This window comes from Halopseudomonas sp. T1L2 (assembly GCF_055397385.1).
The window spans coordinates 3323768-3346167 of the sequence record NZ_AP040865.1 but is presented as its reverse complement, the minus strand read 5'-3'; the positions used below and the strand labels follow the sequence as shown (position 1 = coordinate 3346167).

20 protein-coding genes and 3 pseudogenes are annotated in these 22400 nt (G+C 59.7%); 7 read left to right on the top strand and 16 right to left on the bottom strand.

Annotated features, from left to right (window positions below):
• Positions 1 to 3: 3 nt before the first annotated feature.
• From ACZ5WQ_RS15865 to ACZ5WQ_RS15855, 3 genes are all read right to left on the bottom strand, one after another.
• Positions 4 to 3759, bottom strand: a complete 3756-nt coding sequence (locus tag ACZ5WQ_RS15865; RefSeq protein WP_464382647.1) for a nitrate reductase subunit alpha — start codon at positions 3757 to 3759, stop codon at positions 4 to 6.
• A 67-nt stretch (positions 3760 to 3826) separates the two neighbouring features.
• Positions 3827 to 5242, bottom strand: coding sequence for a NarK family nitrate/nitrite MFS transporter (locus ACZ5WQ_RS15860; RefSeq protein WP_464382646.1), 1416 nt, complete (start codon positions 5240 to 5242; stop codon positions 3827 to 3829).
• A 10-nt stretch (positions 5243 to 5252) separates the two neighbouring features.
• A complete protein-coding gene (locus ACZ5WQ_RS15855; protein WP_464382645.1) occupies positions 5253 to 6521 on the bottom strand; it encodes an MFS transporter in 1269 nt (422 codons plus the stop codon).
• 233 nt (positions 6522 to 6754) lie between these two features.
• Between ACZ5WQ_RS15855 and ACZ5WQ_RS15850 the strand changes: the two genes are divergently transcribed.
• Together ACZ5WQ_RS15850 and narL are read left to right on the top strand one after the other, a co-directional pair.
• Positions 6755 to 8557 carry a HAMP domain-containing protein gene (locus ACZ5WQ_RS15850; RefSeq protein ID WP_464382644.1) on the top strand — a complete coding sequence of 601 codons (1803 nt, stop codon included), beginning with the start codon at positions 6755 to 6757 and terminating at the stop codon, positions 8555 to 8557.
• On the top strand, positions 8554 to 9192 hold the full coding sequence (gene narL, locus ACZ5WQ_RS15845; RefSeq protein WP_464382643.1) for a two-component system response regulator NarL: 639 nt from the start codon (positions 8554 to 8556) through the stop codon (positions 9190 to 9192). The genes ACZ5WQ_RS15850 and narL overlap by 4 nt, the downstream gene beginning before the upstream one ends.
• A gap of 18 nt (positions 9193 to 9210) precedes the next feature.
• On the opposite strand, the gene can is transcribed toward narL, so the two are convergent.
• On the bottom strand, positions 9211 to 9789 hold the full coding sequence (gene can, locus ACZ5WQ_RS15840) for a carbonate dehydratase (protein ID WP_464383658.1): 579 nt from the start codon (positions 9787 to 9789) through the stop codon (positions 9211 to 9213).
• 220 nt (positions 9790 to 10009) lie between these two features.
• On the opposite strand from can, the gene ACZ5WQ_RS15835 reads away from it, so the two are divergent.
• Both ACZ5WQ_RS15835 and ACZ5WQ_RS15830 read left to right on the top strand, forming a co-directional pair.
• Entirely contained in the window at positions 10010 to 10690 is a 681-nt protein-coding gene (locus ACZ5WQ_RS15835) for a Crp/Fnr family transcriptional regulator (RefSeq protein ID WP_464382642.1), read from the top strand.
• A gap of 38 nt (positions 10691 to 10728) precedes the next feature.
• Positions 10729 to 11127, top strand: a complete 399-nt coding sequence (locus ACZ5WQ_RS15830) for a putative zinc-binding protein (protein ID WP_464382641.1) — start codon at positions 10729 to 10731, stop codon at positions 11125 to 11127.
• 62 nt (positions 11128 to 11189) lie between these two features.
• Here ACZ5WQ_RS15830 and ubiT read toward each other — a convergent pair whose 3' ends face one another.
• From ubiT to moaB, 5 genes and pseudogenes are all read right to left on the bottom strand, one after another.
• On the bottom strand, positions 11190 to 11690 hold the full coding sequence (gene ubiT, locus ACZ5WQ_RS15825) for a ubiquinone anaerobic biosynthesis accessory factor UbiT (protein WP_464382640.1): 501 nt from the start codon (positions 11688 to 11690) through the stop codon (positions 11190 to 11192).
• Positions 11684 to 12574 carry a U32 family peptidase gene (locus ACZ5WQ_RS15820; RefSeq protein WP_464382639.1) on the bottom strand — a complete coding sequence of 297 codons (891 nt, stop codon included), beginning with the start codon at positions 12572 to 12574 and terminating at the stop codon, positions 11684 to 11686. Before ACZ5WQ_RS15820 ends, ubiT begins: the two co-directional genes overlap by 7 nt.
• Positions 12575 to 12581: 7 nt before the next feature.
• Positions 12582 to 13577 (bottom strand): annotated as a pseudogene (gene ubiU, locus ACZ5WQ_RS15815) (ubiquinone anaerobic biosynthesis protein UbiU).
• Positions 13578 to 13656: 79 nt separating this feature from the next.
• Positions 13657 to 14895, bottom strand: a complete 1239-nt coding sequence (locus ACZ5WQ_RS15810) for a molybdopterin molybdotransferase MoeA (protein ID WP_464382638.1) — start codon at positions 14893 to 14895, stop codon at positions 13657 to 13659.
• Positions 14892 to 15446 (bottom strand): molybdenum cofactor biosynthesis protein B, encoded by a 555-nt coding sequence (gene moaB, locus ACZ5WQ_RS15805; protein WP_464382637.1) that lies wholly within the window; start codon positions 15444 to 15446, stop codon positions 14892 to 14894. Before moaB ends, ACZ5WQ_RS15810 begins: the two co-directional genes overlap by 4 nt.
• Before the next feature lie 172 nt (positions 15447 to 15618).
• On the opposite strand from moaB, the gene ACZ5WQ_RS15800 reads away from it, so the two are divergent.
• Positions 15619 to 15846 (top strand): DUF3079 domain-containing protein, encoded by a 228-nt coding sequence (locus ACZ5WQ_RS15800; RefSeq protein WP_464382636.1) that lies wholly within the window; start codon positions 15619 to 15621, stop codon positions 15844 to 15846.
• On the opposite strand, the gene moaE is transcribed toward ACZ5WQ_RS15800, so the two are convergent.
• The 5 genes and pseudogenes from moaE to norR form a co-directional block, all read right to left on the bottom strand.
• Positions 15836 to 16306 carry a molybdopterin synthase catalytic subunit MoaE gene (moaE, locus tag ACZ5WQ_RS15795; protein WP_464382635.1) on the bottom strand — a complete coding sequence of 157 codons (471 nt, stop codon included), beginning with the start codon at positions 16304 to 16306 and terminating at the stop codon, positions 15836 to 15838. The two genes, ACZ5WQ_RS15800 and moaE, sit on opposite strands and share 11 nt — an antisense overlap.
• 1 nt (position 16307) lies before the next feature.
• Complete coding sequence (gene moaD, locus ACZ5WQ_RS15790) at positions 16308 to 16556, bottom strand: molybdopterin converting factor subunit 1 (protein WP_464382634.1); 249 nt, start codon at positions 16554 to 16556, stop codon at positions 16308 to 16310.
• An 18-nt stretch (positions 16557 to 16574) separates the two neighbouring features.
• Positions 16575 to 17222, bottom strand: a pseudogene (gene pdxH, locus ACZ5WQ_RS15785) (pyridoxamine 5'-phosphate oxidase).
• A gap of 66 nt (positions 17223 to 17288) precedes the next feature.
• Complete coding sequence (gene moaC, locus ACZ5WQ_RS15780) at positions 17289 to 17756, bottom strand: cyclic pyranopterin monophosphate synthase MoaC (RefSeq protein ID WP_464382633.1); 468 nt, start codon at positions 17754 to 17756, stop codon at positions 17289 to 17291.
• A 17-nt stretch (positions 17757 to 17773) separates the two neighbouring features.
• Positions 17774 to 19303, bottom strand: coding sequence for a nitric oxide reductase transcriptional regulator NorR (norR, locus tag ACZ5WQ_RS15775; protein ID WP_464382632.1), 1530 nt, complete (start codon positions 19301 to 19303; stop codon positions 17774 to 17776).
• A gap of 137 nt (positions 19304 to 19440) precedes the next feature.
• On the opposite strand from norR, the pseudogene ytfE reads away from it, so the two are divergent.
• Both ytfE and ACZ5WQ_RS15765 read left to right on the top strand, forming a co-directional pair.
• Positions 19441 to 20130: pseudogene (ytfE, locus tag ACZ5WQ_RS15770) on the top strand (iron-sulfur cluster repair protein YtfE).
• A 212-nt stretch (positions 20131 to 20342) separates the two neighbouring features.
• Positions 20343 to 20690: a hypothetical protein gene (locus ACZ5WQ_RS15765; RefSeq protein ID WP_464382631.1), complete on the top strand. Its 348-nt coding sequence runs from the start codon at positions 20343 to 20345 to the stop codon at positions 20688 to 20690.
• 72 nt (positions 20691 to 20762) lie between these two features.
• Here ACZ5WQ_RS15765 and ACZ5WQ_RS15760 read toward each other — a convergent pair whose 3' ends face one another.
• Together ACZ5WQ_RS15760 and ACZ5WQ_RS15755 are read right to left on the bottom strand one after the other, a co-directional pair.
• Positions 20763 to 21203, bottom strand: a complete 441-nt coding sequence (locus tag ACZ5WQ_RS15760) for a CopD family copper resistance protein (RefSeq protein ID WP_464382630.1) — start codon at positions 21201 to 21203, stop codon at positions 20763 to 20765.
• Positions 21200 to 22387 (bottom strand): NnrS family protein, encoded by a 1188-nt coding sequence (locus ACZ5WQ_RS15755; protein ID WP_464382629.1) that lies wholly within the window; start codon positions 22385 to 22387, stop codon positions 21200 to 21202. The genes ACZ5WQ_RS15760 and ACZ5WQ_RS15755 overlap by 4 nt, the downstream gene beginning before the upstream one ends.
• Between the last annotated feature and the right edge of the window lie 13 nt (positions 22388 to 22400).

The window sequence follows — 22400 nt, the reverse complement described above, 5'->3', positions numbered from 1 at the left end:
TCCTCAAATATCTTGTGGCAGGGGTTGTGGCAAAGCGTCACCGTCAGAGCCATCGAGCCAATCGACCTTGCTCATCTTGCGTACCACCACAAACTCGTCGCGGTTGCAGCCGACCGTGCCGTAGTAGTTGAAGCCATAGGCCTGTTGCGCGTAGCCCCCGATCATGTGGGTGGGCTTGAGCACCACGCGGGTTACCGAGTTGTGGTGGCCGCCACGGGTCTTGGTGGTTTCCGAACCCGGCACGTTCATGATCCGTTCCTGGGCGTGGTACATTATCACCATGCCGTCTTTAACCCGCTGGCTGACCACCGCTCGCGCGGTCAGGGCGCCGTTGGCGTTGAAGCATTCGACCCAGTCGTTGTCCTCGATGCCGGCACGCTTGGCGTCGGTTTCCGAGAGCCAGATAATCGGGCCGCCCCGGCTCAAGGTGAGCATGATCAGGTTGTCGGTGTAGGTACTGTGGATGCCCCACTTCTGGTGCGGCGTGATCCAGTTCAAGACGATCTCGGTGTTGCCGTTGGGGCGCTTGTCCTTCACGTACTCGATGGTGCGGGTGTTGATTGGTGGCCGGTAGCTCATCAGCTGCTCGCCAAACGCCTGCATCCACGGGTGATCCTGATAGAACTGCTGACGGCCGGTGATGGTGCGCCACGGGATGTACTCGTGGACGTTGGTGTAACCGGCGTTGTAGCTGACCTTGTCGTCTTCCAGGCCTGACCAGGTCGGGCTGGAGATGATCTTGCGCGGCTGCGCCTGAATATCGCGGAAGCGAATCGCTTCATGCTCTTTCGGCACGGCCAGGTGGCTGTGATCCAGACCGGTAAATTCGGACAGGGCTGCCCAGGCTTTAACCGCCACATGGCCGTTGGTTTCCGGAGCCAGGGAGAGAATCACCTCCGCCGCATCAATGGCCGTATCAATCTTCGGCCGACCTTTGCTGACCCCCTCCTCGCGCACCTTGTAGTTCAGCTCACCGAGGAACTCGACCTCATGTTCGGTGTTCCAGTTAATGCCCTTGCCGCCATTGCCCAGCTTGTCGAGCAGCGGCCCGAGGGAGCTGAATTTCTTGAAGGTGTTGGGGTAGTCGCGCTCGACCACCAGCATGTTCGGGCAGTTCTTGCCCGGAACCGGTGCTTCGCCGGCAGTTTTCCAGTCGGTGCCGCCGAAAGGCTGGGCCAACTCGCCCACGCTGTCGTGCTGCATGGGAATGGTCACCAGGTCCTGCTCTACGCCCAGGTGGCCTTCGGCCATTTCCGAGAAACGCTTGGCGATACCCTTGTAGATTTCCCAGTCGGAACGCGACTCCCAGGCCGGATCAATCGCCGCCGACAGCGGGTGAATGAAGGGGTGCATGTCCGAGGTGTTCATGTCGTCTTTTTCGTACCAGGTTGCCGTCGGCAACACGATGTCGGAATAGACGCAGGTGGAGGACATGCGAAAGTCCAGGGTGGTGACCAGATCGAGCTTGCCGATTGCGCCTTCGTCCACCCACTCGACATCACCCGGCTTGACCCCGCCGCGCTTGCCCAGGTCTTCGTTCATCACGCCGTTCTTGGTACCCAGCAGGTACTTGAGCATGTACTCGTGGCCCTTGCCGGACGAGCCGAGCAAGTTGGAGCGCCAGATAAACATGTTGCGCGGAAAGTTGGCCGGATTATCCGGCTGCTCGCAGGCAAACTTCAAGCTGCCGTCTTGCAGCGACTGGGTCACATAATCCACCGGCGACATGCCCGCAGCGGCGGCATCCTTGGTGATTTGCAGCGGGTTACGGTTGAGCTGCGGCGCACTCGGCAACCAGCCGGCGCGTTCGGCGCGGATGTTGTAATCCAGCGCGTGCTCGGGGAACTGCGACTTGTCGGCCAAGGGCGAGAGCACTTCGTGCATGCTCATTTTTTCATGACGCCACTGGGACGAGTGGTTGTAGAAGAAGCTGGTACCGTTCATCTGGCGTGGCGGACGGCTCCAGTCCAGGCCAAAGGCCAGCGGCAACCAGCCGCACTGCGGACGCAGTTTTTCCTGCCCCACGTAGTGCGCCCAGCCACCACCGGTTTGCCCTACGCAGCCGCACAACATCAGCATGTTGATCAGGCCACGGTAGTTCATGTCCATGTGGTACCAGTGGTTCATCGCCGCACCGACGATGATCATGCTGCGACCCTTGGTCTTGTCGGCGTTGTCGGCAAACTCACGGGCGATCTGGATGGCCTTCTCACGGCTGACGCCAGTGATCTGCTCCTGCCACGCCGGGGTGCCGGGCACGCTGGCATCGTTGTAATCCTTGGCCACGTTAGCGCCGCCCAGACCACGGTCGATGGCCAGGTTGGCCGCCGACAGATCGAATACGGTAGCGACTTTCACCTGGCTGCCATCGGCCAGGGTGATGGAACGGACCGGCACCCGGCGCAACTGCACCTCGTCACCTGCCACGTGCTGGAAGTGCGCGTGGGTCTGCCCGCCAAAGTAGGGGAACGCCACTTCGGCCACGTCTTCGCCGATCAGGCTCAGTTGCAGTTTGACCTCACGATCCGCCGAGCCTTCACGGGCCTGGATGTTCCACTTGCCCTTCTCGCCCCAGCGGTAGCCGATCGAGCCCAACGGCGACACCAGTTCATTGCTGGCGCTGTCCAGGGCAACGGTTTTCCACTCGGGGTTGTTGGCCTGCTCAAGGTTGTCGGTCAGGTCAGCGGCACGCAGGAAGCGGTCCGGCTGGTAGCTACCTTCGCCATGCTCCTTGAGCAGCACCAGCATTGGGAAGTCGGTGTAACGACGCACGTAGTCGGTGAAATATTCACTCGGCTTGTCGAGGTGGAACTCTTTGAAGATGACGTGATTGAACGCCTGAGCCAACGCCGCATCGGTGCCCTGCTTAGGGTTCAGCCAGAGGTCGGTGAGCTTGGCTACTTCGGAATAGTCCGGAGTAACGGAAACGGTCTTGGTGCCTTTGTAGCGCACCTCAGTGAAGAAGTGCGCGTCCGGGGTGCGGGTCTGCGGGACGTTGGAGCCCCAGGCAATGATGTAGTTGGAGTTGTACCAGTCGGCCGACTCCGGCACGTCGGTCTGCTCGCCCCACACCTGCGGGGAAGCCGGCGGCAGGTCGCAGTACCAGTCATAGAAGCTCAGGCATACGCCGCCGATCAGCGACAGGTAACGGCTGCCTGCGGCGTAGCTGACCATCGACATGGCGGGGATCGGCGAGAAGCCGACCACGCGGTCCGGGCCGTGCTCTTTAACGGTGTAGACGTTAGCAGCGGCGATGATTTCGTTGGCTTCATCCCAGCTCGAACGAATAAAGCCACCCATGCCGCGCTTGCTTTTGTACGACTCGGCCTTGACCGGATCGGAAACAATGCTCGCCCAGGCCTCTACCGGCGCCATGGTACGGCGCGCTTCACGCCACAGTTTAAGCAGTGGCTTGCGAATTTTCGGGTACTTCAGACGGTTGGCGCTGTAGATGTACCAGCTGTAGCTGGCACCCCGTGGGCAGCCCCGCGGCTCGTGGTTGGGCAGGTCGTTACGGGTACGCGGGTAGTCGGTCTGCTGGGTTTCCCAGGTGATCAGGCCGTTCTTCACGTAGATCTTCCACGAGCACGAACCGGTGCAGTTCACCCCGTGGGTGGAGCGCACAATCTTGTCGTACTGCCAGCGTGAGCGGTACACGTTCTCCCAGTCACGGGACTCTTTGCGGGTCTCACCGTGACCATCGGCGAACTCACCCTGCTTACGATTGAAGAAGCGCAGCTGGTCGAGTAGGTGGCTCATTTTTTCTTCCTCTCAGGCTGAGCGCAGGCGGCCCTACGCTCGTCATTTCTCGGATTCAGTTACGGGGTTAGCAGGGTGTCTCGGCACCCTTGCGTGAGTACCACCACCAGGTCACCAGGATGCAGCTCAGGTAGTAGCCCACGAACACGTAGAGGGCGACCTCAGGTCCACCGGTCAGCGCGATGGAGGAACCGAATGACTTGGGAATAAAGAACGCACCGAAGGCGCCAATTGCCGAGGTAAAGCCCAGAACAGCAGCTGACTCCTTACCCGCCGCCTTGCTGGCCAACTCTTTAGCGGCCGCGTCTTTGCCGGCGCTCCAGCGTTCATGCAAGGTGCGGAAAATCACCGGGATCATGCGAAAGGTCGAACCGTTACCAATACCGGTGGTAACAAACAGCAGCATGAACATCGCCAGAAAGCCGTAGAAGCTTCCGGCGCTACCGTCCTGCGGCAAAAAGTGAATGACCCCGAATACCGCTGCGATCATCAGTACAAAGTTCCACAGGGTGACGCGCGCGCCGCCCAGCTTGTCCGCTACCCAACCGCCCAGCGGACGCATCAGCGCACCGACAAAGGGCCCAAGAAAGGCAAATTTCAAAGCGTTCACATCAGGAAAGGAGTGTTTGATCAACAGCGGGAAAGCAGCAGCAAAGCCAATAAAAGAACCGAAGGTGGCCAGGTATAACCAGCACATCAACCAGTTGTGCTTACGGGTGAAAATCACTGCCTGCTCAGAGAAGGAGGCCTTGGCGCTGGTCAAATCATTCATGCAAAACCAGGCGGCTACAGTGACCGCGATGATCAGCGGAACCCAGACAAAACCGGCGTTTTGCAGCCACAACTGACCACCATCCGCCAGTTCCTGCGGACGACCACCCACAGCCCCAAACAGGCTGAAGCCAATGACCAATGGCACCAGAAACTGCATCACCGAAACGCCCAGATTGCCAAGACCGGCATTCAAGCCGAGCGCTGTGCCCTGCTGTGCTTTCGGGTAGAAGAAGCTGATATTGGACATCGATGAAGCAAAGTTGCCGCCGCCAAAACCACAGAGCAACGCGATGATCACAAATACGCTGTAAGGCGTTTCCGGGTTCTGTACGGCAAAGCCCATCCAGATAGCCGGAGCAAGCAACGAGGCCGTACTTAGCGCGGTCCAGCGGCGGCCACCGAAGATGGGCACCATGAACGAATAAAAGATGCGCAATGTGGCACCGGACAACCCCGGCAAGGCGGCCAGCCAAAAAAGTTGGTCGGTGGTGAAACCGAAGCCGATGGCGTTCAAACGCACAATCACCGTGCTCCACACCATCCACACGGCAAACGCTAGCAGCAGCGCCGGAATCGAGACCCACAGGTTACGGTTGGCAATGCGCTTACCGACCGTGCCCCAGAAATGCGGGTCCTCTGGTTGCCAGTCGCTAATCACCGGCCCCTTGGGTGGAGGTAAATTACTGGCGAGGTTGTTGGTTACAGACATAACTCTCTCCTTAAGCGTCAGAAGCGGAAACCATTGGGCTAGAAGAGCCCTGACCCATGAGCGGGGTTTTGCGGACTTCGCTGAGGTACATCCAGACCAGAGAGACCCAGACCACTCCGTACATGAGCATGAAGCAGGAGCTGCGTACGCCAGTCAGATCAACCAGCGCGCCAAACATGATTGGCAGGACAAAACCACCCAGACCGCCCGCCAGACCGACGATGCCGGACACAGCGCCCATGCGGTCAGGGAACTCATCGGAGATGTATTTGAAGACCGAGGCTTTGCCGAACGCGAAGGCGATGCCCATGATGAACAGCAGCACGGTGAACAACGTGGCGCTCAGCCCCAGGTGAAAGCTTTGCGGGCCATTGACGGTTTGTACGATCAGGCTGGTTTGCGGGTAGGACAGAATGAACAAGCAAATCCAGCTGACCCACATCACCCACCAGGTCACGCTGTGCGCGCCCCACTTGTCCGACATCCAGCCGCCGAAGGCGCGCAAGATGCCGCCGGGCAGGGAGAAACAGGCGGCCAGTAACGCTGCGCTCTGCAGGGAGAATTCGTACTCCTGGACGTAGTACTTGGTCATCCACAGGGCCAATGCGACATAGCCGCCAAACACGATCGAGTAGTACTGGCAGTAGCGCCATACCCGAGGATCCTTCAGCGTCTTGAGCTGCTCGGCGAACGACACCGAACTGGGCATGCGGTGCGCTTTGTTCTCGTAGGTGAAAAACCAGAACAGCAGCGCCGTGATGAACATGATGGCCGAGTAGACCTTGGGCACCATCTGCCAGCTGCCGGCGGCAATAATTGCCGGAGCCACAAACTTGGTCAGGGCAGCGCCCGCGTTACCGGCACCGAACACCCCCATTGCCGTGCCTTGGGTTTGCTTGCTGAACCACTTGGCGACATAGGCGATGCCTACCGAGAAAGAACCGCCAGCCAGGCCGACAAACAAACCCAAGAGCAGAAACTGCCAGTACTGAGTGGCCGCGCTGATCAGGTAAATCGGCAGGACACACGCCAACATCAGCAGAAAGAACACGATCCGCCCGCCAAAACGGTCGGTGAGCATGCCCAGTGGCAGGCGCACCAGCGAACCGGTCAGCACCGGTGTGGATACCAGCAAACCAAACTGGGTCTCGTTGAGCTGCAGCAGCTCTTTGACCGGAATACCCAGCACCGCAAACATCATCCACACCATGAAACAGATGGTGAACGCTGTGGTACTCATGCCCAGTACCAAGCCTTGCTGTACTTTCTGGCTTACCATGACCGCTCCCCCGCATGTCAGTTCATGGTAGCAGGATAGTCGCGTGCCATCGGAAACAGTTGACCTAGATCAAGGGAGCCCATCACCTCCAGGGCCTATCATTGCCGTCGATACCACTAAAGAGGTAGCGCCAATAACGATAAATAAATTCATTAAAATCAATAGGTTAAATAAAAAAAGGCGGGGTACTAAACACATGGACTTTGGCCAAAATCTCTTTAGAGGTAGCCGTCATGCTTGACTGGCTGAAAAGCTCGCTGCCGGCCCGAGCCGGACTTGCGGTCATGCTGATTGCCGCCCTTGCCTTCTCCAGCGCCTTTAGTGCGGTGCTGATTGCCTGGGTCAGTGAGAACGACGCTGCGGCCATCAACACCGCAGGCTCACTGCGTATGGCCACCTACCGACTGAACTGGCAGCTGGAAGCCAACGCCTCGCCCGAGCAGGTTGCTCAACTAAGCAACGACATGCAGCGGCGCCTCGACAGCAGCACCCTGCAGCACTTGCTCAACGAGCAGAGCGCCTCCCCACAGCAACAAGCCTTCGGCAACATCTTTAAAACCTGGGATACACAGTTGAGACCTGCGCTGGAACGCAACGACAAAGTAGCGTTCCAGCAAGCCTCGGAAGGATTTGTCGAGCAACTCGAACAGTTTGTGCTGTTGCTGCAAAAACTCAGTGAGCAGCGTCAAAGCTGGCAGCAAAACATCCAAGGAGCAGCCCTGCTGCTTACGGTGGTCATTCTGTTGATCGGCATGTTCGAGCTGCAAAGCAGTGTCATCAGCCCGTTACAAGAGTTGGTGAGCACCACGGAGCGCTTTCGCACAGGCGATCTGGATGCACGTATCGAATATCGTTCCGACGACGAATTGGGGCAGATGGCCCTGAGTTTCAACAGCATGGCCGACGCCATCGAAGAGTCACACCGCACGCTGGAATCACGAGTCGCGGAAAAAACCCAGAACCTCGAACAATCCAATGCCGCGCTTGAACTCCTCTATACAAGCAGCCGCAGCATTGCTAGCAACCCGGCCAACGCGGAGCAGCTGGACGAACTGATCGAGCGCTTCCAGCTGCGCTTACCGGGCCTGCGCCTGACCCTGTGCCTGCGTGGCGATGCCGCTGAGCCGGTTGAGCAGCTGATTGCCCTGCACGGTAACGAGTCACGGGAAATCTGTGCGCCTAACGACTGCGCCAGCTGCGAGCGTCATCAGGGGCCTAGCCGGCTGATTTACCCGGTCAATGCTCAAGGCCATAGTTTGGGCGAGTTGCGCGCGCACTACCTCGATGGCCACCCGCCACATATCTGGGAGCAGGAGCTGATTCAAGCCCTGGCCAACCTGATCGGCACCTCGTTGCTGCTCGAGCACCAGCGCGAACAGGACAACCGTTTGCTCCTGCTCGATGAGCGCACCATTATCGCCCGCGAGCTGCATGATTCGCTGGCCCAGGCGTTGTCCTACATGAAGCTGCAGGTCAGCCGCCTGCAGACCCTGATTCGCCGCGGCGAGTCGGGCGAGCAATTGATCCAGGTCAGTGATGAACTGCGTGACGGGCTGAATAATGCCTACCGCCAATTACGCGAGCTCCTCACTACCTTCCGCCTGCAAATTCAGGACGGCGGTATCGACCAGGCGTTCAACGACACTGCCCGCGAGTTCGCCGAGCGCGGCAATATCCGCATACTGTTGCATTGCGAACCACTGGCCTTTGGCCTCACGGCAACCGAACAGATCCACCTGTTGCAAATCGTGCGCGAAGCATTATCCAACTGCACCCGTCACGCCCAAGCCAAACAAGCCTGGGTGCACCTGCGCCAGCTCGGCGAAAAGGTCGAGCTCTTGATCGAGGATGACGGTTGTGGAATTGCCGATGGATTCGACAGTCGCCAACATCATGGTTTAACCATCATGCAGGAGCGTGCTCGCAGCCTCAGCGGCGACCTCAGCATTAGCTCACGCGAACCCAGTGGAACCCGGGTGCATGTACTGTTCTGCCCCGAATTTCTTCGCCAACCCAGCCGAGATAATCCGCAATGAAGCCTTCCGCTCCCCACACCCTGTTGCTGGTCGACGACCACCCCATAATGCGTCGCGGCATTCGCCAACTGATCGAGCTGGAGAGCGACCTGTGCGTTGTCGGAGAAGCCAATAACGGCGAAGAAGCCATCGCCCTAGTGGCCCAGTTGAACCCTGAGCTGGTGTTGCTTGACAACAACATGCCGCAACTCAATGGCGTGGAAACCCTCAAACGCCTGCGCGAATTGAACTACGCCGGCAAGGTACTGCTGTTTACCGTGTCCGATGCCGAACATGACGTGCGCGATGCCATGCGCTTTGGCGCCGACGGTTACCTGCTCAAGGATATGGAGCCGGAGCTGCTGATCGTGCGGTTGCGCGAGGCTCTGAAAGGTGCGCTGGTGGTCAGCCCGGCGCTGACTGCGGCACTCGCTCAGGCACTGCGCGCGCCGCAAAGTGCCAGCTCACTGGATTTAACCGATCGCGAACGGCAGGTGCTGAAAATGATCGCCGGCGGCCTGAGCAACAAAATGGTCGGCAACAAACTGGGCATCACCGAAGGTACCGTGAAGGTGCATGTGAAACACCTGCTGCACAAACTCGGCCTGCGTTCACGGGTTGAAGCGGCGGTATGGGCCATGGAAAATCTGCGTTAAGCGGTTTTCACACCCGCGTTATTGGTCATACAGAAAGGTCTCATCGAGCTGGGTAGCGCAATCGACAGTCACGTTCAGGTCTTTGACCAGGCCGTCGGTCAAACCATAGATCCAACCATGCACCGCCAGACTCTGCCCACGCCGCCAAGCGCTCTGCACAATGGTGGTGTGGCACACGTTTCGCACCTGGCGCTGCACATTCAGCTCGCACAATAAATTGACCTGCTGCTCGGCATTCAGCCCGGCAAACCGTGGCAAGTTCTGATGATGCAAGGCCTTTAGCGCGCGCAGCCAGTTATCGATCAATCCAAGGGCTTCATGGCTCAACGCCGCGCGCACGCCACCACAGCCGTAATGGCCACAGACGATTATCTGTTTGACCTGCAGTACGTCTACCGCGTACTGCAGCACCGAGAGAAAATTCATGTCTGTGGCCACCACCATATTGGCCACGTTGCGATGCACAAACAGCTCACCGGGCATCATCCCCACCACTTCGTTAGCCGGCACGCGGCTGTCGGAGCAACCGACCCAGAGAAACTCCGGTTTCTGCTGACGCGCCAAGCTGGGGAAGAAGTCCGGATCACGAGCGCTCATCGATTCGGCCCAGTTACGGTTGTTACTCAACAACTGCTTCACATCCACGGCGCATTCCTCAATCAAGCCTGGCTTAAACACCCGCCACCGAACGCACGAGGTTCCTCGCCATAGCATCCCAAATCAGCCACAACATCACACTGCCTCTTTGGAGGTAGCGCCTTCGGGGAATGGGCGAGGCGCAACAGTGCACATAGGATGGCAGCTAGGAGGTACCGCCATGCTGACCGATTCAGAAAACCTCAAGGCGTTGCGCCAGCACCACTTGTTCAGCCGCTTGCCCGAGGATCTATTCAACGAAGTCAGTTGCCTGGCGATTCACCGCAAGCTGGACAGCGGTGAGGCGTTGTTCCACCAGGGCGACACGGCCGATCGCTTTTATCTGCTGCTCAACGGCCAAGTAAAGCTGACCCGCGTGCTGTTCGAAGGGCAGGAAAAACTGGTCGAGGTGATTCAACCCGGCCAGAGCTTTGCCGAAGCCTTGCTGTTTACCGGCGCAAAATATTATCCGGTGACCTGTAACGCGCTGAAGACCAGTAACCTGATCAGTATTGATGGCTGTCATTACCGGCGTCTGCTGGAAGAACAACCGAAAATCTGCCTCGACTTGTTGGCCAATCTGAGTATTCGCCTGCATCAACGCCTGAATGAAATCGACACCCTGACTGCCGGAAATGCCGGTCGGCGCGTGGTGCGTTTTCTCTGCCAGGAGCAAGACGAGGCTGGCGGCGAGCAAATTCAGCTCAGCGTACCGAAACGGCTTATCGCCTCGCAGCTGGGCATCCAGCCGGAAACCTTCTCGCGCATCCTGCATCGCCTGATTGATGCCGGATTGATCGCCATGGAGCGCCGCAATATCCGCGTCTTGGATCCTCTCAGCCTGGCCAACTACTACGAATGAACGCCGCCGTATGCGGCGGCTCATCTGAGGAGTGCTTTATGTCCACCCCTACCCTGCCACTGGTTTATTCCTGCTCCGGCTGCTCCAACGTGGCTCAGCTCGCCAATACCCTGGCTGTGCGCCTAGACCGTGCCGGGCTGGCCGAGATGTCCTGCATTGCCGGGGTCGGCGGGCGAGTTACCGCGCTGGTTAACAAGGCGTGTAGCGGCCAAGCTATTCTTGCGTTCGATGGCTGCAAGCTAGAGTGCGTGCGAGGCTGCCTGGAGCAACACGGCATCAAGGCCAATGTGCATATCACCCTGAGTGACCTGGGCTTAAAGAAGCGCTACGGCAAGGATTTCAACAGCGCAACCGTGGACCAAGTCTACGCGGAAATAGTGGAACTGATTAGCCGCGATCAGCGCCTGCAGCCGGCGCTAGAAAACCACAAATCCTAAACACACCCTCCACCCGGCAGTGCTGTCTGTATGAACCGGCAGCACTGCCGTGGGGTGAGTGCTTAGCTGGCCTTGGCCGTTGCCCGTTGCGCCAGATCATCACGAACCACCTCACCCACCCGGCATAGCGAACGCCACAGGCGTGGCGGCAGTTGGTCCGGGTCGAGACTGTCGATCAGGTTTTTCATCGCCAACCCCAGCTCGGTATCCCCTTCAATCACTAGGCGCCGGCGAAAGAACAAGGTGTCCGGGTCTTCCTGGCGGCTGGCGAGCAAGACAAACTCACGCCAGTTACCGCGGATGCACACATCTACAGGCGCCTGCGCAGCCATGCGCAAGCCCTGACGGTTACGGGTGATGCACCAGCCCAGCTGCAAATCGCTCACCTCCAAACGCAGCCAGCGACCCTTGAGCAAATCAAACGCGCCGTCACTCACCGACTCAGCAAACAGCCGTGCGGCGGCGGCCTCCAATACCCAGCGCTGCAAGGTAAAGGGCACATGCTTGGCCAGCCCCAGTAACGGATCAGCACTGCGCAGCGCCCACTGTTGAACACTTAACACAGGCCAGCCTCCTCTGCGCTGAGCATACCCGGACGGCCATGCCAGTAACCATTGCAACCCTGCGCCAGCAACGGCGGCAAACCGCCCTGACGCACCGCGTGATAATCCGCCACCACCTGGGCCATGCCGTCAGCGCGCGGGCTTAAGCGCAGGCAATCAACGCCACTGCGTTGCACAGCCGGGTAGTCGGCCAGCAGGTTATTCACCCGCGCCGAGAGCGTCTGGATGCCATTGAGGGTAAACAACGCTTCGCCTTCCTGGCTGAGCAGCGGGATACCTTCGGAGTAGTTGATGCAGCAAATCTGGCAATCGTCCTTGGGGCGGTTCTCCGCTCGCGCGGTAAAACAGCGCGCCGAGTAGGCCAGGGGCAAATGGCCGTAGGCAAACAACTCCACTTCGGGGCGCGGTCGTCCCAGCGCATCAAGCTGGTCCAGGCAGTCGCGCAACAGCGCCGCCGAACACTCCACCGGCGGCACCCAGCGTTGCAAGCCACAGTCTTGCAGCTCGGCAAGGGCTTGGGCGTTATACAGGTTGAGCGCGGGGCCGGCGACAAATGGCAGGCCTTGTTCGTGCAGCAGTTGCACCGCCCCCATATCATTGGCTTCCACCAGCATTTCGCCGTTGTGGCACAAGCGCTTGAGGCTGGACAGCTCGGAAGCGGCCTCGATCAACGCCAAACCCGAGAGCACCAACTCAGCCTTGCTGCACTCGCGTAGCTCACGGGCCAAGCCGAGCCAGTCGTCCAGCGATAGAGCGCGACGCTTGGAGCAGACGGTTTCGCCCAGGTAGATGATATCGAGCGGCTGCTCAGCCATCTCGGCATAAAAGTCCAAGAGCTTTTCACGGCTCCAGTAAAACAGCACAGGGCCCAGACTCAGTTTCATAACCGCCTCACTGCCAGGATCGATGGTAGGCACCCAGGGTGCTCTGGCTGCCTTCCGACAGCGCATCAAGCGCACTGCGCCACTGTGGCAATACGTTGAAATGTGCAGGTGCCTGTGCGTGGGCATCCAGAGCGGCGCGCCACACGCGTGTGACCTGCTCGACATACGCTGGGCTGCGCTGCCGGCCTTCGATTTTTACTGCGGCAATGCCGATTTTCGCCAACTGCGGGATCAGGTCCAGAGTGTTCAGGCTGGTCGGCTCTTCCAGCGCGTGAAAACGCTGGCCGTTGACCATAAAACGGCCCTTGCACAGGGTTGGGTAACCGGCCGGTTCTTCAGGGCTGTAGCGGTCGATCAAGACGCCACCCAGGCGCGAGCTCAGGCCATCGGCATCCTCCTGCCAACGTACCGCTTTAGCCGGTGAACAGACCCCGCACAGGTTGGGCGACTCGCCCGTAACATAAGACGACAGGTGGCAACGCCCCTCAGCCATGATGCATAGGCTGCCAAAGGCAAAAACCTCCAGCGGCACCGTGCTTTTTTCTGCCACCTGGCGTACCTGTGCCAGCGACAGTACCCGTGGCAACACGGCGCGGCGAATGTTGTAGCGCTGCTGATAGAAGCTCAGCGCTGCCACATTGGTGGCCGAGCCCTGGACTGACAGGTGCAGATTGAGGTCAGGGTAACGCCGGCTGGCGTAAGCCAGCACGCCAGGATCGGCGGCAATCAGCGCATCCACCCCCAAGTCGGCGGCCTGATCAACAGCCCGCTGCCAGCGCGTCCAGCCCTGTGGCTGGGCATAGGTATTGACCGCCACATAGAGCTACTTGCCGCGCTGACGGATCAGTTGCAGGCCGCTATCCAGTTGTTTGTCATCGAGGTTGAGGCCGGCAAAGTGCCGTGCATTGGTGTCATCGCGAAAGCCGACATAAATCGCGTCTGCACCTTGCTGCAAGGCTGCCTTAAGGGCGGGCAAGCTGCCCGCCGGACATACCAGATGCATGTTGAAATCCTCTGTCTAAAAGCGTGGCGACACTCTAGGGCGCAAAACGCTATGCGCCCTTGATGCTGGTCAAGCCGGGTCAGTGCAGCAGGCTGTCGAAAGGCAGAAAATCAATCAGTTCCCCCGCCGCCAATGTGCGCTGACATTCGACGATGGCCAGGCCATCCGCCCAGCAAGCGGCCGTGAGCATCGCCGAGCCTTGTTTGGGGTGAAGTACCGCATTCAGTTGCCCACCTGCCGGGTACAAACGCGCACGCAGGTACTGGCGGCGACTATTGGCCCTGTCCCAGGAAAACCCAGCAGCGATACGCAGCGGCTGGGGCATGACATCGCGACAACCTTGAGCCCTTAACAGGTAGGGCCGAGCCACCACCAACGCGGTAATCAGCGCCGCCGCCGGGTTGCCCGGCAAACCGATCCAGGGCGTACCGCACACATGCCCGAAGGCCAAGGGTTTGCCCGGCTGAATGGCCAGCCGCCACAACTGCAGCTCACCCAACTCGCTCACGGCATGCTTGAGGTGATCCTCTTCACCGACCGACACTCCGCCACTGCTAACCAACACATCACATTGAGCAGCGGCCAGGCGCAACGCGGCACGACTGGCATCCAATTCGTCACGCAGCAACACACTGTCATCCACCTCACAGCCCAACCCGCGCAAAACAGCGCCAATGCTGTAGCGGTTGGCGTTGTAGATCTGCCCGGCCTGCAACGCCTCACCCGGCTCACGCAGCTCATTGCCACTGCTCAACAGGCCCACCCGCAAACGTCGATGCACCCGCACCTCAGCCACGCCCAGGCTGGCCAATAACCCTAGCTCTTGTGGCCGCAGGCGCTGGCCGGCCTGCAGCACGCAGCTGTCCACTGCAAACTCTTCACCGCAACGGCGCACATGACTGCCCAACGGGGTAGCGGGCAAGCGCACTTCCCCCCCCTCTTCTTGCGCCTGCTCTTGCGCCACCACACTGTCGGCACCGGGCGGCAACGGTGCGCCGGTGAAAATTCGTACCGCATGGCCCAGCGGCAGCGGCTGCAAGCCACTGTCACCTGCAGCAATGCGCCCGGCCAGAGGCAACCAGCCCCCGTCCGCAGGCACATCGGCGGCGCGCAGGGCGTAGCCGTCCATCGCACTGTTATCCCATGCCGGCATTGGCCGGGGCGCACGTACATCTTCGGCCAGCACTCGGCCGCCCGCCTCGCTCAGGGCGATCAATTCGCTGGGCAGCGCGGCAGGCACTCGGGAGAGCAACTCGGCAATGGCCTGATCGACCGGACGCAGGCTATGGCCATGACCATCGCAACCGCAGGCACTCATGAGCGAGCCCCACAGGCACTGACCGGCTGTTGCGGTAGCTGTTTGAGGTGCGGAACAAAGTTGCAGGGCCGGGTACGGCTGTCCAGCTGCTCCAGCAAAATATTGTTCCAGGCGGTACGGCAGGCGCCCGGCGAGCCCGGCATGCAGCACACCAGCGTGCCGTTGCTGATGCCCGCCAACGCCCGCGACTGCACCGTGGAGGTGCCAATCTCCGCCAACGATACCTGGCGGAACAGCTCGCCAAAGCCATCCACGGCTTTATCCAGCAAAGGCGCCACCGCCTGCGGAGTGTTGTCACGCGCAGTGAAACCGGTACCGCCCGTAATCAGCACCGCCTGCACCAGCGGGTCGGCGATCCAGGCGCACAGGCGTGCGCGGATCTGCCAAATGTCATCCTGAACAATGGCGCGTTCGAACAAGGCATGGCCGGCCGACTCCAACCCTTCGATCAAGGTCTGCCCCGATGTGTCGGTGGCCAAGGTGCGAGTATCGCTAACCGTGAGGACGGCAATGCGCAGTGAGTGAAACGTATCGCTGGATAAATGGGCCATGTTGCCCTCCTCGAAAAGTCATTACCCACAAGCCTGCGCCGTATGTACGCCCTCGCCCATTCCCCGTTGGAGGTATCCCCTAGGGGCAATCGCGAGCAACTTGATCGAGGTCAAGGCCAACCCCCTCTCACGGCTTAACCTGAACGCAGGTGTCAGCCGAAGGGGCCGCCCGATGAGTAAGAAATTTCCGCTGCATCCTAAACACCCGGAACGCATTTGCTGGGGCTGTGATCGTTACTGCTCGAGCGCTGACCTGGCCTGCGGTAACGGCGCAGACCGCACCATGCACCCCGCAGAAATGCTCGGCGAGGACTGGTACCTGTTTGGCGGCTGGGACATTGAAGCGCCTGCCGAGGCTGACACGGCACTAAACACCGGGGCAAACAGCGTCAGTCCCTGACGCTGTTTACCACACTCCAGCGCTGCGCCGCCTGCTGGTCGCTGGCGCGCGCCGCAACCCACTGCTGACGCTCGCCGTCGTGCTCTTTCTTCCAGAAAGGTGCACGGGTTTTCAAGTAATCCATGATGAATGCGCAGGCCTCGAAAGACGCCTGCCGATGCGCACTGCTGACCCCCACAAACACGATCGGCGCGCCCGGTACCAGCTGGCCGACACGGTGCACGATTTCAACCGCCAGCAAAGGCCAGCGGGTACGCGCCTCAGCCTCGATTTTCGCTAGGGCTTTCTCGGTCATGCCGGGGTAGTGCTCCAGAAACAGGCCGTGCACCGCGTGGGCCTCATTGTAATCACGCACATAGCCGACAAAACTGACCACCCCCCCCACGCCCTGATTGCGCCCATGCAGGGCATTGAGCAACTCGCCGGCGTCGAACAGTTGGTGCTGTACCCGAATGCTCATCTCAGCCTCCGGTCACAGGAGGGAAGAATGCCACTTCATCGCCGTCCACAAGTGGCTCGGCCGGGCTGCAAAGATCCTGGTTACGCGCACACATCAAGTTATTGGCTGCCAGTTCGGCCCAACAGCCACCTCGCGCAACCAAATGATCGCGCAGCGCACCAACACTGCTTAGCGCGGGCTGCCAGTCCAGTCGCTCGTGATCCAGGCCAAGCTGCTCGCGGTAGCGGGCGAAATAATGAAGGGTCAACATCAGTCACGTCCTTATTTGTCAGGGTGCAAGGCGCTCACAGCACCAGCCCGAGGCTTGCTTGAGATAGTTGATACGGTCATGCAAACGATCAGGCCGGCCCTGCCAGAACTCCACCCGCTGCATCGACAGGCGATAACCACCCCAAGTCTGGGGGCGCTCGGGTTGACTGTTGGCATACTGCTGCTGGACCTGTCGCATGCGGGCGTCCAGGGCCTCGCGATTTACCAGCGGCTAACTCTGTGGACTGGCCCAGCAGGCCAAGCGACTGAGCAAAGGCCGGCTGTGAAAATAACGCTCTGATTCGTCAGCAGCGACCTTTGCAATCACACCTTCCACGCGCACTTGCCGCTCCATTCCGGGCCAATAAAAGGTTGCCGCCACATAGGGGTTTAACGCCAGCTCAGCGCCTTTTGCGCTGTCATAGTGGCTATAGAAAACCAGGCCTGCGGCGTCCAGGCCTTTGAGCAACACCACGCGACAATGCGGCCGGCTCTGCGCATCCACACTGGCCAAAACCATTGCATTGGCCTCAACCGACGGCGCTTCACATTCAATCGCCTGCGCTAGCCAGGCCTGCAACAGGCTGACGGGGTCATCAGCCAACTGGCTGTCCAAAAGGGCATCGCATTGATAATGGCGCCGCATGTTTTCTAGCTGTTCATTCATGGCCAACCCTCCAGATTAACGGTTGCCCCATCTCAACAGCTCGTCACACAGGCACCATGACCAAACTCAAGATGCATAAAAATCTCCGGACGCCCCGCCGCTCTTTTCCAGCAAGCGCACCGATTCGATCTGCATGCCACGGTCCACGGCCTTGCACATGTCGTAAATCGTCAACGCAGCAACACTGGCTGCGGTAAGGGCTTCCATTTCCACTCCGGTTTGCCCGGCCAGCTTGCACCGCGCGCGAATGCGCACGCAGTCATCGGCCTCGGCCTGTAATTCGAGCTTGATGCTGCTCAGCATCAAGGGATGGCAGAGCGGGATCAGGTCTGAGGTTTTTTTGGCCGCCTGGATACCGGCAATGCGTGCCACGGCGAAGACATCGCCCTTGGGGTGGCCGCCAGCGACAATCATCTGCAAGGTGGCTGGCTGCATACGCACCCGTGCTTCGGCCAAGGCCTCGCGAGTGGTGGCTGGCTTTGCGGAAACATCGACCATATTGGCGCGGCCCTGGGCATCTAGGTGGGTCAGCATTGCAACTCCTTCGTCGGTTAAATCAAGTTGAGGCGACGTGCCAATTTGCGCAGATTGCTGGGGTCCAGCTGCAGATCACGAGCAGCAGCGGCCCACTTGCCCTGACAACGCGCCAGAGCAGCAGTAATCAACTCCGCCTGGAACTGCTCCACCGCGCTGTGCATGGCGTCAATACGAACAGGCAGCTGCACCGGCTGGTTATGTTGCGCATCGCCTGAGGGGCCGTCCAAACCCAGCCAGGACGCTTCAATGCTGAGCAAGGCGCTACGTGATTGCGCCTGGTTGAGCACCTTAAGCGCCGCCCGACTGATGACATGCTCAAGCTCACGTACGTTGCCAGGCCAGTCATACCTCATCAGTGCCCGTTCGGCATCGCTGGATAGGCGCAAACAACGAAGCCCGAGGCGCGTGCGATTAAGCTCAAGAAAGTGTCTCGCCAGCACTAGCACATCGCGGCCACGTTCGCGCAGTGGCGGAATATGCAGCGGATACACGGAGAGGCGATGATAGAGGTCGGCGCGAAAACGGCCGTTACGCACCTCCTCCCACAGCCGCCGATTTGTCGCGACGATAATTCGCACATCGACATGGTGCGGCTGGTCAGCCCCCAAACGCTGGATTTCGCCGTTTTGCAACGCGCGCAATAACTTGGCCTGGATCGACAAAGGCAACTCGCCAATCTCATCGAGAAACAAGCTGCCGCCATTGGCGGCTTCAAACCGCCCAGGCCGATCCTGCCCGGCACCGGAGAAGGCACCGCGCAGATGACCGAACAGCTCACTCTCTGCCAGGCTTTCCGGCAACGCCGCGCAATTCACATACACCAGTGGCTTGCGCGCGCGTGGCGAGTGCGCATGCAGCCAGCGAGCAAACAGCTCCTTGCCCACGCCGGTTTCACCTTGCAGTAACACCGGCAGGTCCGAGTCGGCCACCACGCCAAGTTCATCGAGCAACTCACACACAACCGGGCTGCTGCCAAGAATCATTGACGGGGTCTCGTCGCCACCCTCCATCTGCTCACGTCTGGCCAGGCCCAGGCTGCGCACATCCGCTTCGAGTCGGTTGATGCGCAAGACCGTTTCGATCAGCCAGGTATAAGCCTGCAACTGCTGACACACCTGGCCATCAAAGTGTCTCGGTCGGAGCGCATCAAACGTCACAGCGCCCCATAAACGGCCGTCCAGATAAAGACTCGTACCGATGCAATCATGCGCCGTCAGAGGCTCTTCGCCACCGTCTTCGAACAGGACGTCATAGGGATCGGGCAGCTGATCATCGGCGGCAAATTGCACGGGCTCGCGCTGCGCCAGAATCCGAGCGAGGCGTGGGTGGCGCGACAGCATAAAGCTGCGCCCGAGCACCTCATGGGCCACCCCGAAAGCAGCTTGTGGACGCAGGCTCTGAGCATCCAGGCGCAGTATCACAACCGCCGTACAGGCGAACGCTTCACGCAAGCTGACCACCAAGCGCTGCAGGCGCACAGCGGGCGGCAGTTCACTGGTCAGGGCTGCCAGAAGACCAGGCTGCAGCGGGGTAAAATTGACCATTTCAGGTACCTGGCACCTTGAAAATTCAAGGTAGATTAAACCTCGAAAGGCTGTAAGCCCTTGATATGCGTCAAGCCTGAAGTCGACACGGGAGTTGCGATAGCCCGTTCAGTATCCAGCCTGAGAAGGAGCGTTTCATGACCGACCAATTACTCGATCACACCCTGGGCAACCTGGCCAGTCGGATTCCCGGGGCAACCCAGGTATTCCATACATTTCATCTGGACTTCTGCTGCGACGGTCAGAAAACCCTGCGCCAGGCCGCGCTGGAAAACGACCTCGATGCATGGCTGGTGGAGGAGCACTTACTGGCCCTGGCTCCGGATGAGTTGCCACTGTGCGACTGGCAGCAAGCATCCAATGCACAACTGATTGAGCACCTGCTTGAGCGTTACCACGCGGTGCATCGTCAACAGTTACCGGAGTTGATACGCCTGGCCGCCAGGGTCGAACAGGTGCACGGTGCCCGAGAGCATTGCCCACGCGGCTTGACCGATGTGCTACTGACCATGCAGCAGGAGCTGGAGAACCATATGCATAAGGAAGAGCACGTGCTCTTTCCTATGATCAAACAAAGTAGCCATCCACTCGTGGCGGGGGCCATCTCAGCGATGCGCTTCGAGCATGTTCAGTACGCCGACGCCCTAGAGGAAATCATCATGCTGACCAATGACATGCAACCACCTGCCGGCGCATGTAACACCTGACGGGCGCTATACCGCAGCCTCGACGAGCTGGGTATCAACCTGATGCAAAACATTCACCTGGAAAACAACCTGCTCTTTACCCGGGCGCTTGAGGACGGGGTTGAAGAGAGGCAGCGCTAATATGCTTGGCGGGCATGCCGCATGCGCTTTTTCAGCAAACCGGCTTGAGCTACAGAGCCCAGCACTGGCTGGGAAATACGGCAAAGCGCGCTATGCTCTAAAACGTGACATGAGGTAACCACGCGACATGCCATTCACGTAACCCGCGACCCGCAACGGCCGCAAGCTCAACCAACCATGGGCCATCAGCAGCGCTTTGCGAGTTGGGTGATATGCACAAGCTTCAGCAAGCGTTGAATGCCCCCGGCACTACCCCCTTGTGGGTGGCGTTTTGGCTCTATGGCGTGCTGGTCAGCCAAGTGCTGTTCGGCTCGATCATGCTGGCGTTCAGTCGAGTCGATACGCCGCTGTTTGGCTTAATCCTGCTCGCGTTTGTTGCATACACCGCCTGGGTGCTGAATACCGTGTGGCGCAATGCCGACAATGTCACTGAGCCCATGTACGGCCAGATTGCCCGCTTTCTTACGGTAGCCTGGTCGATCAATGCGGTATTGGTCTCGGGCTTCTTGTTCCTCAGCCACCTGAATGCCGTTATTAGCCCACTCCCTGCATTTTTTTAGGCAAAGAAGCACTCAATCCTTAACAAGGAAGGCCCGTCAGTTGCGGGCCTTCCTTGTGCTCACAGGCGGCGATTACCAGGTCAGAATCACCATCGCTTTGGCTAGAAAGATCATAAGCAGCATCTGCGTCAACACGCTCAGGTGAATCAGGCGTGAGCGTGCCGGGTTCATCCGCCCAGTCCGCATCAGCCAGACGACAGTCAGAAAATGCCCAAGAATGCTGAATGCCAGACAGATTTTCAGCGTTAACAATGTGCCAAAGCTGCTGGCAAACGGGTCGACAAGCACCGCGCGGAAGTTCCAGGCCAAGGCCAGGCCTGCCCCATAGAGTGCCAATATTACCCAATGCATAACCCGTCGTGCGCGCTGGCCCAAGGCTTTGGACAATTGTTCACGAGGCTCGGGAGGTAATTGACGGGCGGCGCGACTGAGGATCATCACCTCAAAAAATACCCCACCAATAAAGAACGCCGCGGCGCCCAGGTGAACGACTTTGAGCAGTAGATAAATCATCCCGGATGTCCATCCGCCCGGGTGCGGCACAGCATCGGGCCATAGCAATACAGGTAGTGCGCGCACGCCAGACTCCAGCACAGTGCGGCGAACCACAGGGCCGGCTGGTAGGCAAACGACACCCCAACAACGCGCACCAGCGCGGCCAGGTTGATCATCACAAAGGCCAGCGCAAAACCGCGCGGCAAGGTCAGTGGACGCCCGGTATGGCCCAACGAAACCCGCGCCAGCATGGCCAGAATCAGCCCGCCCACGGAACCAACCGTCAACGCATGCACGGCCTGGCTGGCCGATAGCGGCGCGCCCCAATGCCACAGCGCCAGCGCTGCGCAACCGACCACCAACCAGGCGTAAGCCAGGTGCAACGACCACAGCAAGGGCACGCTCAGCAGGCCGCGATCAAACCAGCGGTATAGACGTATGGCATGGCCAAGGCCCAACAACAGTAGCAACCCGCCGGCCCATGCTGAAGGCAGCAGTAGCCAACCGAGCCCCGTGAGCACGCCGGCCAGCACAGTGCCGATTAACAGCGACCAGTCCAGCCACGGCCAGGGCTGCACCGCCGCCACGCGCATTAACCCGCGCTGGGTAAAGAAAGGAATCACCCGGCCGCCAATCAGGGTCATCATCGCCACCACCAGCCATACCGCAGCCAAGCTGCCTTGGCGTTGCCCGGCATCGTTGAGCTGCGCCACGCCGAGCAAGGTCAGCGCATCTGCGGCGGCCAGCAGCAGCAATACCAGCACAATCGGGTAATTCCGTTGCTGCCGCACTGCCCACAGCAGGCGACCCATTACGGCCGCTACCGCCACCAAGAACAGCACATTAACCGCCAGCAACAAGACTGGCGAAGGCAGCCACCAGCTCAAACGTCCCAGCAGCCAAAGGCCAACCAACAGCCCTAACGGGCGTCCCGACACACTGGGTTGGCCGGTCCAGGTTTGCACCGCCGTGAGCAAGAAGCCGCTGATAATGGCTCCGGCAAAACCGAACACCAGCTCATGCCGGTGCCAGGCCAACCAGCCCCCCTGCGGCGCAGGAAAAGACCATCCGCCGAGGAAGACCACTACCCACAACGGAATGGCCAGGGCAGCCAGCACCATGCCAAACAAGAAGAATGGTCGAAAGCCCAAACGCAACAACGGTGTTATCGCCATTGCTTGGCGCTTATCAATCACCTGCATATGTCCTCCAAGT